The sequence below is a fragment of the Luteococcus sp. H91 genome (assembly GCF_038433135.1).
Classification (GTDB): domain Bacteria; phylum Actinomycetota; class Actinomycetes; order Propionibacteriales; family Propionibacteriaceae; genus Luteococcus.
Genome location: NZ_JBCDMV010000029.1, coordinates 1 through 12,672, shown reverse-complemented (window position 1 = coordinate 12,672; position 12,672 = coordinate 1). Strand labels below are relative to the sequence as shown.

Annotated in this window: 10 protein-coding genes, 1 tRNA gene and 3 pseudogenes; 11 read left to right on the top strand and 3 right to left on the bottom strand. The window is 66.7% G+C overall.

Annotated features, from left to right (window positions below; all coding sequences use genetic code 11):
* Positions 1-31 precede the first annotated feature (31 nt).
* Both AAEX57_RS13880 and AAEX57_RS13875 read left to right on the top strand, forming a co-directional pair.
* Complete coding sequence (locus AAEX57_RS13880) at positions 32-514, top strand: pyridoxamine 5'-phosphate oxidase family protein (RefSeq protein WP_342092864.1); 483 nt, start codon at positions 32-34, stop codon at positions 512-514.
* Between the two features lie 83 nt (positions 515-597).
* Positions 598-1,740 (top strand): annotated as a pseudogene (locus AAEX57_RS13875) (class II fumarate hydratase); the annotation flags it as partial.
* On the opposite strand, the gene AAEX57_RS13870 reads toward AAEX57_RS13875, so the two are convergent.
* Positions 1,712-2,380 carry an alpha-ketoglutarate-dependent dioxygenase AlkB family protein gene (locus AAEX57_RS13870; RefSeq protein ID WP_342092888.1) on the bottom strand — a complete coding sequence of 223 codons (669 nt, stop codon included), beginning with the start codon at positions 2,378-2,380 and terminating at the stop codon, positions 1,712-1,714. The pseudogene AAEX57_RS13875 and the gene AAEX57_RS13870 overlap by 29 nt on opposite strands.
* A 127-nt stretch (positions 2,381-2,507) precedes the next feature.
* Between AAEX57_RS13870 and AAEX57_RS13865 the strand changes: the two genes are divergently transcribed.
* The 9 genes and pseudogenes from AAEX57_RS13865 to AAEX57_RS13825 all read left to right on the top strand — a co-directional run bounded on the left by AAEX57_RS13865 (position 2,508) and on the right by AAEX57_RS13825 (position 11,694).
* Positions 2,508-3,521 (top strand): hypothetical protein, encoded by a 1,014-nt coding sequence (locus AAEX57_RS13865; protein ID WP_342092863.1) that lies wholly within the window; start codon positions 2,508-2,510, stop codon positions 3,519-3,521.
* A 1-nt stretch (position 3,522) separates the two neighbouring features.
* Complete coding sequence (locus AAEX57_RS13860) at positions 3,523-4,461, top strand: hypothetical protein (RefSeq protein WP_342092862.1); 939 nt, start codon at positions 3,523-3,525, stop codon at positions 4,459-4,461.
* A gap of 74 nt (positions 4,462-4,535) precedes the next feature.
* Positions 4,536-4,609 (top strand) — tRNA-Gly (locus tag AAEX57_RS13855).
* 229 nt (positions 4,610-4,838) lie between these two features.
* Positions 4,839-6,500, top strand: a pseudogene (tig, locus tag AAEX57_RS13850) (trigger factor); the annotation flags it as partial.
* Positions 6,501-6,656: 156 nt separating this feature from the next.
* Positions 6,657-7,985 carry an AI-2E family transporter gene (locus AAEX57_RS13845; RefSeq protein WP_342092860.1) on the top strand — a complete coding sequence of 443 codons (1,329 nt, stop codon included), beginning with the start codon at positions 6,657-6,659 and terminating at the stop codon, positions 7,983-7,985.
* 127 nt (positions 7,986-8,112) lie between these two features.
* A complete protein-coding gene (locus AAEX57_RS13840; RefSeq protein WP_342092887.1) occupies positions 8,113-8,679 on the top strand; it encodes an ATP-dependent Clp protease proteolytic subunit in 567 nt (188 codons plus the stop codon).
* 8 nt (positions 8,680-8,687) lie between these two features.
* Positions 8,688-9,350, top strand: a complete 663-nt coding sequence (locus AAEX57_RS13835) for an ATP-dependent Clp protease proteolytic subunit (RefSeq protein ID WP_446721163.1) — start codon at positions 8,688-8,690, stop codon at positions 9,348-9,350.
* Between the two features lie 87 nt (positions 9,351-9,437).
* Positions 9,438-10,709 carry an ATP-dependent Clp protease ATP-binding subunit ClpX gene (gene clpX / locus AAEX57_RS13830; RefSeq protein ID WP_342092859.1) on the top strand — a complete coding sequence of 424 codons (1,272 nt, stop codon included), beginning with the start codon at positions 9,438-9,440 and terminating at the stop codon, positions 10,707-10,709.
* A gap of 64 nt (positions 10,710-10,773) precedes the next feature.
* On the top strand, positions 10,774-11,694 hold the full coding sequence (locus AAEX57_RS13825; protein WP_342092858.1) for an NAD(P)-dependent oxidoreductase: 921 nt from the start codon (positions 10,774-10,776) through the stop codon (positions 11,692-11,694).
* Positions 11,695-11,724: 30 nt separating this feature from the next.
* Here the strand turns inward: AAEX57_RS13825 and AAEX57_RS13820 are convergent, their stop codons facing one another.
* The gene (locus AAEX57_RS13820; RefSeq protein ID WP_342092857.1) at positions 11,725-12,231 is read right to left on the bottom strand and encodes a GtrA family protein; all 507 of its coding nucleotides are present in this window, start codon (positions 12,229-12,231) and stop codon (positions 11,725-11,727) included.
* 26 nt (positions 12,232-12,257) lie between these two features.
* Positions 12,258-12,672 (bottom strand): annotated as a pseudogene (locus AAEX57_RS13815) (hypothetical protein); the annotation flags it as partial.

Below are 12,672 nucleotides of genomic sequence, written 5' to 3'. Positions count from 1 at the left end.
GGGTGAACCAGGCCCGACCAAGGAGGACGACATGACCACTCAGGCAGACCACGTCTCGAAGGTTCGAGACATCGCCGACAGCGCGCGTTTTGCCATGCTCACCACCAAGGATGCAACTGGCGCTCTGGTGTCACGGCCGATGACCGTGCAGGAGATCGGTGATGACTTCACCGTCCTGTTCATCACCCAGCGCGAGACCGACGTCGCGCAACAGGCCGACGGGTCACAGGTCAACCTCGCTTTCCAGGACGGTATGGATTTTGTCTCGATCGCCGGGCGTGGTGAGCTGCGCGATGATCGCGCCAAGCTCGAGGAACTGTGGAACGCCGCCAACGAGGCATTCGCTGAGGGCGGCCCGGAAGACCCGTCGAATGTGATTCTTGCCGTGCGTGGGGACACCGCCCAGTTCTGGGATTCCCCGTCGAAGCCGGCTCTGGCGGTGGGCCTGGTCAAGAGTGCCCTCGGCCGAGGTGGGCGCCCCGACGGCGGTGACTCGGGGGTGGTGAACCTCTGAGTGACAGCCATGCGTCGGCGCGCCGCGCCCGCTGAGGTGGTTCCCGGGGAATATTCGGACGCCGAGGTTCGCTGAGCACTGAAACCCAGTCGAACATGAATGCCAATGAGGTGATCGGCAACCGGGCGATCGAGCTGGCTGGGGGAGAGCTGGGCAGCAAGACGCCGGTGCACCCCAATGACCACGTCAACCGTGGCCAGTCCAGCAATGACACCTTCCCGACGGCCATGTACATCGCGGTGGTCAGCGAGCTGCAGGCCACCCTCTACCCGGGTGTCACGAAGTTGCGCGACACCCTGGCGGATCTTGCGGAGCGCTACGACGACGTGATCATGGTGGGCCGCACCCACCTGCAGGATGCGACGCCGGTGCGCCTCGGCCAGGTGATGGGCGGCTGGGTTGCCCAGCTCGACGAGGCCCTCACCGCGGTGCATTTTGCCGACATGCAGACCCGCGGGCTGGCGATCGGCGGCACGGCCGTCGGCACCGGGCTGAATGCCCACCCCCACTTCGGTAAGCTGGCCGCGCAGCGGATCAGCGACGAGACGGGGATCGACTTCGAGCAGGCGGACAACCTCTTTGCGGCGCTCAGCGCCCACGACGCGCTGGTGGGTGTCTCCGCCAGTCTGCGGACCCTTGCCGGCGCGCTGATGAAGATCGCGAATGACGTGCGCTGGTATGCGTCGGGGCCGCGCGAGGGGATCGGCGAGTTGCTGATCCCGGAGAATGAGCCGGGCAGTTCGATCATGCCGGGCAAGGTGAACCCGACCCAGTGCGAGGCGCTGACCATGGTGGCCACCAAGGTCTTCGGCAACGACGCGACCGTCGGCTTCGCCGGTAGTCAGGGCAACTTTCAGCTCAACGTCTTCAAGCCGGTGATGGCCTGGGCGGTGCTGGAATCCATCCAGTTGCTGGGTGATGCCTGCGTCAGCTTCAACGACCACTGCGCCGTGGGCATCGAGCCCAACCGTGAGGTGATCGCACAGCATCTCGAGACGGACCTGATGCTGGTCACCGCCTTGAATCGGCATGTCGGCTACGACGCGGCCGCGAAGATCGGCAAGAAGGCGCATCACGATGGCAGCACCCTGAGGGAGGCGGCGGTGGAGCTGGGCGTCGTCACCGCCGAGCAGTTCGACCAGTGGGTGGTTCCCGCAGACATGACGGCGCCCACGGCCACTGACCGCTCGCGTCAACTCACTCCATTCCGGATTCCCGCAGGGTGATGTTGATCCGGCCGAAGCTCAGACCGCAGCCGTCGGGCGCCGTGCCGGGCAGCACCTTGGTCACCCCGTGGAAGGCGAGCCGTGAGGCGCCGCCGAAGACGAACAGGTCACCCGAGCGCAGCTCGAGATCAACATAGGGACGGGATCGGGTTTCGGTGTTGCCGAACCGGAAGCGGCAGGTATTGCCGATGGAGAAGGAGACCACCGGCGCTGGGGAGCGTTCCTCCCGATCCTGGTGCATGCCCATCCTGGCGTCGTCCTCATACCAGTTGACCAGGGCGGAATCGGGCCGGTAACGGGCGCTCACCTCCGGGTTCCCGGTGGCTGCCAGCAGCGCCTGCTGCCCGAGCCGAACCAGCCAGTCCGGGACCGGGGGCACCCGCTCGCCGTTCTGGTCGATGGCCTCGCGGGTCAATCGTCCGGGATTCCAGTGCCACCCCAGGCACACGCTCTGCACGCTCATCGGGTGCCCACCGATCAACGGGTGCCGCGGTGGCACCGGTCCGCGCCCCCATTCGTGGAAGCGATCCACCAGCCAGCGCTGCTGCTCCAGGGGAAGATAGCCCGGCACATGGTGGGCGCCCGGCGGCAGCTCGACGATGGGGCGCGGCAGGTCCTCGTCGCCGATCAGGGGTTGCATGCTCACCCCTCCAGCGTGGCACGGTCATCCTGAGGGGTGTGGCAACTTTGCGCTGCCCCCGCTCCGGCGCCTGTCAATGTGGCCCCGACGGACGCGAAACTGGTCTCGTGACCACACAGGAGGCGCCGTGCTGACCGCTCTGGTGTGCTGGATCAGCCAGGCCCTCAAGCGTCTGGTGATGGCGGTGCTGTGGGTACTGCTGGTGATGGTCTTCCTGCTGGTGGTGCTGGTGCCCGCCTCGGTCTGGACCGAAGGTGTGCCGTCCTCGGACGCTTCACCGGGCAGGGACGCGAGTGCTGCGCGCAAGGGGCGCGGCGCGCCCACTACCGGGGCCTCGTCGGCTGCCCCCTCCAGCCCGCCGAAACAGGCGCCACCCGCGATGTGGCGCCCAAGCTTCCCGGCTCTCCCGGTGGGGACCTGGGACGACAAGGCAAAGCGCTCGGTGCTGGATTATTCCGAGGTCGACGAGACGTCGCTGAGGCTCGCCAACCAGATCAATGCCGCCGCCTTCCCAGAGCATGCCTGCCGGCTGGGGGAGTCCTCCAGCCTGGCCGCACTGGAGACGGCATCGGAGGTCTATGCCAACTGCCTGCTGGACGCCTGGCGGCCGTGGCTCGCCAAGCATGGATCCCAGGATCCGAAGCGGATCGTGCTCCTGCACTGCGCCCGGGCAGAACGCAGCAAGGAGCGCAGCTGCAGGCAGGGCGATTCGTTCTTCGGCCGCGCCACCCCGGACAACCGGATCTTCCTGGCGTCCCGGGCCACGCCCGGCCGCTACGGTTCGCTGGCCATCGAGTTCACCATCGCGCACGAGGTGGCGCACAACCTGCAGTTCCAGGTGCGGCCCCGCTCGGGCGGCGAACGTGCGTTGATCCTGGGCATCGCCGACGCCGACGGCGCGCGGCTGTCACGTCGCACGGAGTTGCAGGTGGAGTGCATGTCGGTGGCCATGGTGGGCAAGTCCAGCCAGCGCAGCGGTGTGTATCAGCAGGCGCTGGACGAGGTCTTCACCAGCGACGCCGAGCATTGGGACCGGCCACGCCACCTGTTCTGGACCAAGCAGGCCACCAAGGATCGGGTGGGCGAGTGCAATGCCACCCTGGCCACCGACGATCTGGTGGCCTACAAAGGGACGGGCTGAGATGCGGTCGCACGCCATGCGCGCCCTGATCGTCGCTGGGCTTGCTGTGGCACTGCTGACCGGCTGTGTGCCCGTTCCGATCCGGCTGCCCAGCGGGGGCGGCACCAGTGCACCGGCTTCCACTGGTCGCGCCCCGGAGGCCACGACCAGCGCCGTGGTCCCGCGGGAGGAGGAGGGCCCGGTCAAGCCCTACCAACCGTCCTTCCCAACGCTGCGCTACGGCCCCGACGACGGCAAGGGTGCCCCCGAGGTGGACTACTCCAATGTTGACCAGGCGAGTCAGCGGCTGGCCAGGGACCTGAAGCGGGCGGCCTTTCCCAAGCATTCCTGCCGCCCGCCGGTGGAGGGGCCCAACAGCTTCACGGGCGTCGAACAACGCTCCGAGGCCTATGTCAATTGCGTACTGGACGCCTGGCGCCCGTGGCTGGCCGATCACGGTTCGGTGGAACCCACTCGGATGGAGTTGCGGCACTGTGGGTTGGCGCCGCACTTCGGCTCCAAGGATTGCGCTGGCGACGACGGCGTCACCTGGAACACTCGCACCGGCGTCTTCTACCTGGATGACGGTTTTGACCTGTGGGGACGCGAGCGCGGTGACATTGCCGCGACGCTGAACCGGATGGTGGCAACGGTGCTGCAGGATCAGGTGCGTCCCAAGGACGGCGACCTGGTGCTCACGATGGGAGTCTCCGACCAGCGTCACCGCCAGAATCGTCGCCGTGAGTTGCAGGTTGAATGCATGGCAGCCGGCCAGTTGAACGCGTCAACCGACGCGGTGGCCCGCAAACTGGTGGGCGAGCGCAGTTATTACGACCCGGGTGAGTTCTACTGGGACGAGGCCTCGCAGAAGTACTGGCAGCAGCGGGGTCGCAAGGGCGTCGTGGGGGAGTGCGACGCGATGATCGCGGCCCCCGAACTGGTGCGCTACCACGGGAAATAGCCTTCCAGCTGGCCGGGATTGGCCGGGGTCCGCGACGATCGGCTAGACTTCACGAGCCCCAATCGTGGGGCACTGCGGATGTAGCTCAATGGTAGAGCCCTAGTCTTCCAAACTAGCTACGCGGGTTCGATTCCCGTCATCCGCTCCACAGGAAGGGCCCGGCCTCTGGCCGGGCCCTTTGTTCATCCCGGAGGGCTGGAATTCTGGCGGGAAGATCGGGCAGTGGAAGGTTCCAGGATCCTTGGGCAACCGCCAGGCGCGCCAGAATTGCAGTCGGCGTGGGGCACGGGCGGTGCGCGTCGGTTTGCCAGCGCCACCATGCTCGCTACGATTGGGCGGTCTGCCATTTGCGCAAAAACTGACGATCAGGAGAACCTGTGCCCAGCACTGTTGAGCAGCTCAGCCCGTCCCGGGTGAAGCTCACCATTGACATGCCCTTTGAGGAACTGAAGCCGAGCCTGGACAAGGCCTACGCGGAAATCGCCCAGCAGGTGACCATCCCCGGCTTCCGCAAGGGCAAGGTTCCCGCGGCCATCATCGACCAGCGCTTCGGGCGCGGCATGGTGCTGCAGGAGGCCATCAATGACGCCCTGCCGAACGCCTACGGCCAGGCCGTCGTCGAGCACGAGCTGGTTCCCCTGGGCCAGCCCGAGATCGACGTCACCAACCTGGAGGACGGCAAGTCCGTCCAGTTCACCGCCGAGGTGGACGTCCGTCCCGCCTTCGACCTGCCGTCCTTCGCCGACATCTCGGTTGAGGTCGATCCCACCGAGGTCAAGGACGAGGACTTCGAGGAGCGCCTGACCATGCTCCGCGAGCGCTTCGCGACCAATACCGATGTCGAGCGCGCCGCCCAGGAGGGTGACCTGGTCACCGTCGACCTGGAGGGTTCGCAGAATGGTGAGGTCCTGGAGGACGCCACAGCCGAGGGCATCCAGTACAAGCTGGGCTCCGGCGGCATGCTCGAGGGCATGGATGAGGCCATCACCGGCCTGAAGGCCGGCGAGAGCAAGACCTTCACCTCCAAGCTGCTCGGCGGCGGCCACCGCGACGAGGAGGCCGACATCAAGGTGACCGTCACCAAGGTGCAGGAGCAGCAGCTGCCCGAGGTGGACGACGAGTTCGCCCAGATGATCAGCCAGTTCGACACCGCCGACGAGATGCGCGCGGACATGCGCTCCACCCTGGAGAACATGGCCCGCCTGGAACAGGCCGCCGACGCCCGTGACAAGGTGCTCGAGGCCGTCATCGCCAAGACCGACTTCGAACTGCCGAAGAACCTGGTCGAGGCCGAGATCCAGGCCCGCAAGGACCAGGTCAACCAGCAACTGGCCTCCGCCGGCCTGACCGTCGAGCAGTACCTGGCCGACGCCGAGGACGAGACCGCCGAGAACGAGGACGATTTCTGGGCCGAGATCGAGAAGCGCTCGATGGATGCCCTGAAGGCGCAGATCGTGCTGGACAAGCTGGCCGACGACGAGGAGTTCGAGGTGGGCCAGGAAGAGCTCACCCAGATGATCTTCACCAAGGCGCAGCAGAACAACACCTCGCCCGAGCAGGAGATCCAGCACATGCAGGAGCACAACCACCTGCCCGAGTGGATGCAGGAGATCCGTCGCTCCAAGGCCCTGGCCAAGATGGTCAATGAGGCCAGCGTCGCCGACACCGCCGGCAACAAGGTGGACCTGAACAAGATGGGCCCCGACGGCGCCATCATCGAGTCCGACGACGAGGACGAGGCCGCCGAGGCCCAGCCCGCGAAGAAGGCCCCGGCCAAGAAGGCCGCCGCCAAGAAGGCTGCTCCGGCTGCCGAGAAGGCCGACGAGAGCGATGCCCCGGAGAAGGCCGACGAGGCCGATGCCGAGGAGAAGCCGGCCGCCAAGAAGACCGCGGCGAAGAAGGCCCCGGCCAAGAAGGCTGCCGCCAAGAAGGCTGCTCCGGCTGCGGAGAAGGCCGACGAGGCCGATGCCGAGGAGAAGCCGGCCGCCAAGAAGACCGCGGCGAAGAAGGCCCCGGCCAAGAAGGCTCCCGCCAAGAAGGCCACCCCGGCCGCCGGGAAGACCGCCGATGAGGCCGAGGTGAAGGCCGACGAGGCCTGAGCCACCCCGCACGCCTAGACTGGACTGGACGCCGCGCCTCGTGCGCGGCGTCCAGTCTGGTTCCACCCACGATCACCCACTCCCAGGAGTTCCCCCGTGTTCGAGAAGCTGCAACGCCGGGTCCGCTCGGCAGGCCGGCCACACCCCGCCGTCCTCGAGCAGGTCTCGACCGATCGGCCCTTTGGCCCGGAGACGCCCGAGCAGGCCGCGGCCCGGGTGACCGATCGCTCCGCCGCCCGGCGACGGGTGGTGGTGCGGGAGGCGTCGGGGGCGCACGCCGCACCGCTGCACGACGGCTCGGCTTCCCCCAGCAGCCCGCCCACGGCCGACCGGGGATGGTCCCTGCAGGAGCGGTCGGCGTCGATGCCGCGGATCGTGCTGGTGATGCTCGGACTGGCTGCTGGCCTGGTGGCCCTGCGGGAATTGCAGGAGCTCTCCAGCCTGGTGGCGCCGGTCTTCTTCGCACTGAACCTGATGATCACCGCCTACCCGCTGCAGCGGCTGCTGGTGCGCTGGGGAGCCCCCAAATGGCTGGGCTCCATCGTCGCCGGGTTGGCGGTGCTGCTGGCACTGGGCCTGATCATCTTCGGGCTGAGCTATGGAGTCGCCGCGATGGTGGGGGAGCTGCCCAAGTACACCGACCAGTTCACCGCCCTGTACGACCAGTCGCTTGCGCTGCTGGCCCGGCTCGGCTTCGACGAGGCCGTGCTGGTGAAGGCCTTGAAGGGGATTGATCCGAACAGCGTGGTGAGCGTGGTCACCGGCCTGCTGTCCAATGCCAGCGGCGTCGCCACCCTGGTGGTGGTGATCCTGACCACGCTGATCTTCATGGTGATGGATGCCACCGAGATCGAGGAGCGGATGGCTGCTGCCGGCCGCACCCACCCCGGCTTCGTGCACGGGCTGGAGCTCTTCGCCCAGGGCATCCGCAAGTACTGGCTGGTCAGCACGGTCTTCGGTCTGATCGTGGCCGTGGTGGACTATGTGATCCTGATCGGGGTCGGCGTGCCGCTGGCGCTGGTCTGGGCCCTGTTCAGCTTCCTGACCAATTACATCCCCAACATCGGTTTCGTGATCGGGGTGATCCCACCGGCGCTGCTGGCACTGGTCGACGGCGGCTGGAAGCCCGCGGTGATCGTGGTGGTGGCCTACAGCGTGGTGAACTTCGTGATCCAGTCGATCATCCAGCCCCGGGTGGCCGGGGATGCGGTCGGCCTGACCCCGACGCTGAGCTTCCTCTCCCTGCTGCTGTGGGGCTGGGTCTTCGGCGGTCTCGGGGCCCTGATCGCCCTGCCGCTCTCCCTGCTGGTCAAGGCGATGCTGGTGGACATCGACAAGGACACCCGCTGGGCCAACACCCTGATCTCGTCGCGGATCAGCGACGGTGAGCCGGTGCCCGGAACCAGCACACCCGCAGGGGCGTAAACGCCAACAGCGAACACCCTCGCGGCGCCGTTGTTTTGGTTCGATCTACGGGTAGGTTGCAGGGGTGAACGAAAACCTAACTGACACCACGACTCGCGCCGCAACTGGCGTCGGCAGTGGCTTCGGGATGACCGACAATGTCTACCAGGCCCTCCTGGCCAATCGCATCGTCTTCCTCGGCGACGAGGTGAAGGACGAGAACGCGAATGCCATCTGCGCGCAGCTGCTGCTGCTGAACGCGGAGGACCCGAACAAGGACATCTACCTCTACATCAATTCTCCCGGTGGATCGGTGACGGCCGGCATGGCCATTTTCGACACCATGCAGTGGATCAGCAATGACGTCGCCACCGTCGCTATGGGGCTGGCGGCCTCGATGGGCCAGTTCCTGCTGAGCGCCGGCACCAAGGGCAAGCGCTACGCCCTGCCGCACAGCCGGATCATGATGCACCAGCCGTCCGGCGGCATCGGCGGCACCGCCTCCGACATCCGGATCCAGGCCGAGCAGTCGCTGCACATCAAGCGGGAGATGGCGGGCCTGATCAGTCAGCACACCGGCCAGCCGCTCGAGCAGATCGAGGCCGACTCCGATCGCGACCGCTGGTTCACCGCCCAGCAGGCGTTGGAGTACGGCTTCATCGACCACGTCTACGAGCGCGCGTCGCAGATCAGTGCCGACGCCCCGAACCAGTGAGGACCGCCATGACCATGCCCCAGATGACCATGCCGGCCATGCCGGGTGGGCTGGCACCGGCCGGCCCCTCCATGGAGTACTACATTCCGCAGTGGGAGGAGCGCACCTCCTACGGCATGCGCCGGGTTGACCCGTACACCAAGCTCTTCGAGGAGCGGATCATCTTCCTCGGCACCCCGATCAGCGACGACATCGCCAATGCGGTGATGGCCCAGCTGCTGTGCCTGCAGCAGATGGATTCCGAGCGTCCGATCAGCATGTACATCAACAGTCCCGGTGGTTCCTTCACCGCGCTGACGGCGATCTACGACACGATGCGCTACATCAAGCCCGACGTGCAGACCGTCTGCCTCGGCCAAGCGGCCTCCGCCGCGGCCGTGCTGTTGGCAGCCGGCACCAAGGGACGCCGGATGGCGCTGCCCAATTCGCGGATCCTGATCCACCAGCCTGCCACCGAGGGCAGCTACGGCCAGAGTTCCGACCTGGAGATCCAGGCCAACGAGATCCTGCGGATCCGCAGCCTGATGGAGAACATGCTGGCCACCGACACCGGCCAGAGTATCGAGAAGGTCAGCCGTGACATCGAGCGTGACAAGTACCTGACCGCGCAGGAAGCGGTTGAGTACGGCATCGTCGACGACATCCTGACGTCGCTGAAGGATCTGGGCTGAACCACGCCTCCGGCCACCCCCGCGAAATGTCCCGCGGGGGTGAGCCTTGGGGAGTTAGGGTTTGCGCAAGAGTTGAAAGGAAGTCGCATGGCGCGCATCGGGGAATCGGGTGACCTGTTCACCTGCTCCTTCTGTGGCAAGAGCCAGAAGCAGGTCAAGAAGCTGATCGCTGGCTCAGGCGTGTACATCTGTGACGAGTGCATTGACCTGTGCAACGAGATCATCGAGGAGGAGTTCAGCCAGGGCAGCGACGTCGGCCTGCTGGATGACCTGCCCAAGCCCACGGAGATCCGCGACTTCCTGAATGCCTACGTGATCGGCCAGGACGAGGCCAAGAAGACCCTCGCCGTGGCCGTCTACAACCACTACAAGCGGGTGCAGGCCGCCGCGGGCGCCGCCCCCACCCGTCGCTCCGCCGAGGACGACGGCGTCGAGCTGGGCAAGTCGAACATCCTGATGATCGGCCCCACCGGTTGCGGCAAGACCTACCTGGCACAGACCTTGGCCAAGATGCTCAACGTGCCCTTCGCCATGGCCGATGCCACCGCGCTGACGGAGGCTGGCTATGTCGGTGAGGACGTCGAGAACATCCTGCTGAAGCTGATCCAGGCCGCCGACTTCGACGTGAAGAAGGCCGAGACCGGCATCATCTACATCGACGAGATCGACAAGGTGGCCCGCAAGAGCGAGAACCCGTCGATCACCCGCGACGTCTCCGGTGAGGGCGTGCAGCAGGCCCTGCTGAAGATCCTGGAGGGCACCGTCGCCTCCGTGCCGCCGCAGGGCGGCCGCAAGCACCCGCACCAGGAGTTCATCCAGATCGACACCACCAATGTGCTGTTCATCGTCGGCGGTGCCTTCGCCGGGCTGGAAGACATCATCAACGATCGGATCGGCAAGCGTCCCTTGGGCTTCAACACCTCGGCCGAGGCACGCACCGAGATCACCGATCCCTTTGCCCAGACCTCCCCGGAGGACCTGCACAAGTTCGGCCTGATCCCCGAGTTCATCGGCCGACTGCCGATGATCGCCACAGTCAGCCCGCTGGACAAGCAGGCGCTGACCCGGATCCTCACCGAGCCGCGCAATGCGCTGGTCAAGCAGTACCGCAAGATGTTCGAGCTCGACGGGGTGCAGCTGGAGTTCACCGACGACGCCGTCGATGCGGTCGCGGAGAAGGCGCTTGAGCGCGGCACCGGTGCCCGCGGCCTGCGGGCGATCCTGGAGGAGACCCTGCTGGACGTCATGTTCGAGGTACCCAGCCAGGAGGCGATCAACCAGGTGGTGGTCACCGGCGCGTGCGTGCGCGGCGAGGCCCCGCCAACCCTGGTGGCTCGCAACAAGCGGCTCAGCGCCTGACCTGGAGCCGGCCGAGGCGCGGTCCGGAGGAAAACCTGTCTCAAGTGCGGGCTAGGCTGGCGACATGTCAGCCAAACCCGTCGTCACCCTGCCCACCCCTGACCTGCTTGCCCGGCTGGAACCCTTGCTTGGTATGGATGCAGAGCTGCACCTGTGGCCGATGGAGGCTCCGTCGGGGCTGGCCCACATTGACCTGGCGGTCCAGCCCTACATGTCCCCGGCCAGCGTGCTGGACGTGCTGCAGGGAGAGGACGTCGCGGCGGTGCAGGCCCAGTCGCTGGGCTTTGACAACGTCGAGCAGCACCTGCCGCAGGGCGTCAGCTACAGCAATGCGGTCGGCGTGCATGAGGGGGCGACGGCCGAGCTGACCCTGGCGCTGGTGCTGGCCGCGCAGCGGGACCTGCACCTCCACCTGGCCGACCAGCCGTCGGGAGCGTGGAACCAGCGCTTCGCCCCCGGCCTGCTGGGCCTGACCGTGCTGGTGGTGGGCGTCGGCGGTGTGGGCACCGCGATCACCCGTCGACTGGAACCCTTCGAGTGCACCATGTTGCGCTCCGCCTCCCGTGCTCGCACCGACGAACTGGGTGAAGTGCATGGGCCCGAATCACTGCCGGAGTTGGTTTCCCAGGCCGACGTGGTCATCCTGGGCGCACCCCTGACCGAGCAGACCCGCGGCATGTTCGACGCCGAGATGATCGGCCGGATGAAGCCCGGTGCACTGCTGGTCAACATCGGTCGCGGCCCACTGGTGGACACCGACGCCATGACCGCCGCCGCCCGGGAAGGGCGGATCCGGGTGGCCCTCGACGTGGTGGATCCCGAACCGCTGCCCAGCGACCACCCACTGTGGACCACCCCGGGCGTGCTGATCACCCCACACGTCGGCGGCCGATCCACCAGCATGCAGGATCGTGTGGTGGAGCTGATCGTTGGCCAGGTGCACCGGCTTCGCGACGGCCAGCCCCTGGACCATCGGGTGCTGTGAGCGGTGGACGAACAGCACGTCGCGTCAGGTTCACATCGCCTTGTCAGCGGAGGCGTCGCGTCGTCCGCCGGAGCGAAAGACCACGAAGCGCATCATGGTGTACATGAAGGCGGCCTCGGCGGTGGCGGCACCCAGCCGGGCCAGCTGGAACTGCACCCCCAGACCGTGCAGCAGTTTGGACAGGCCGAGCACCAGGCAGGTGTAGTTGATCACCACCACGATCACGTAGCGCACCAGCTCACCGCCCACCTTGGAGTGGGACTCGAAGTTGAAGGCGCGATTCAGCACGTAGGCCAAACCGAGCGCGATGATGTAGCCGATGCTGACGGACCAGCCATAGGGGATGTGGAGCACCCGGTAGCACAGCGTGAGCAGCACCATGTCCGTGGAGAAGGTGAAGGCGTTGATCAGCACATAGCCGATCAGGGTGGCGGGGATGAGCCGTTGCAACGGGCCGGGCAACAGGGCCCACAGCCCGTCGCGGACCCGATCGAAATGGTGCCGCCAGCGGGTCGTCGTCGTTTCCGGCGCGTTCACGAGCCCCAGTCTACCCATCCACGAAATCAGGCCTCATCGCATCCCTCGTCCGCTGCCGGCTCGCTCCCGTCGTGGAGCCAGGGCTGGTCCTGGGCGACCACGCCGCGGGTGGTGCCCCGGTAACCGTGCTGGTCAAGGGCAACTTCGTCGCGCGCGGTGCCGCGGTAACCCTCCTGGTCCAAGTCCACTTCCTCACGGGAGGTGTGGTTGTAGGTGTCCTCGTTGGCATCGGTGTGGTCCAGTGCGTGCTGTTCGCTCATGGTGCTTCCGTGCTGTTCGCTCATGGTGCTTCCCTCCAGCCAGTTGCCGGGACTGCGAGTGTTGCCACCCACGGTACCCATCGGCCCCACGACGCGCAGCCGCGGCCCCGAACTCATGGTTCGGGGCCGCGGCCGGTTGCTGGGTGCCCGCTGGGGCATCAGCCGGTGGTTCAGCGCTTGT

What these genes read in the sequence shown, in the direction of transcription:
- AAEX57_RS13880 (WP_342092864.1), top strand. Translation starts at nt 32, where the DNA reads ATGACCACTCAGGCAGACCACGTCTCGAAGGTTCGAGACATCGCCGAC.
- AAEX57_RS13870 (WP_342092888.1), bottom strand. Translation starts at nt 2,380, where the DNA reads ATGCAACCCCTGATCGGCGACGAGGACCTGCCGCGCCCCATCGTCGAG.
- AAEX57_RS13860 (WP_342092862.1), top strand. Translation starts at nt 3,523, where the DNA reads ATGCGGTCGCACGCCATGCGCGCCCTGATCGTCGCTGGGCTTGCTGTG.
- AAEX57_RS13840 (WP_342092887.1), top strand. Translation starts at nt 8,113, where the DNA reads ATGACCGACAATGTCTACCAGGCCCTCCTGGCCAATCGCATCGTCTTC.
- AAEX57_RS13835 (WP_446721163.1), top strand. Translation starts at nt 8,688, where the DNA reads ATGACCATGCCCCAGATGACCATGCCGGCCATGCCGGGTGGGCTGGCA.
- clpX (WP_342092859.1), top strand. Translation starts at nt 9,438, where the DNA reads ATGGCGCGCATCGGGGAATCGGGTGACCTGTTCACCTGCTCCTTCTGT.
- AAEX57_RS13825 (WP_342092858.1), top strand. Translation starts at nt 10,774, where the DNA reads ATGTCAGCCAAACCCGTCGTCACCCTGCCCACCCCTGACCTGCTTGCC.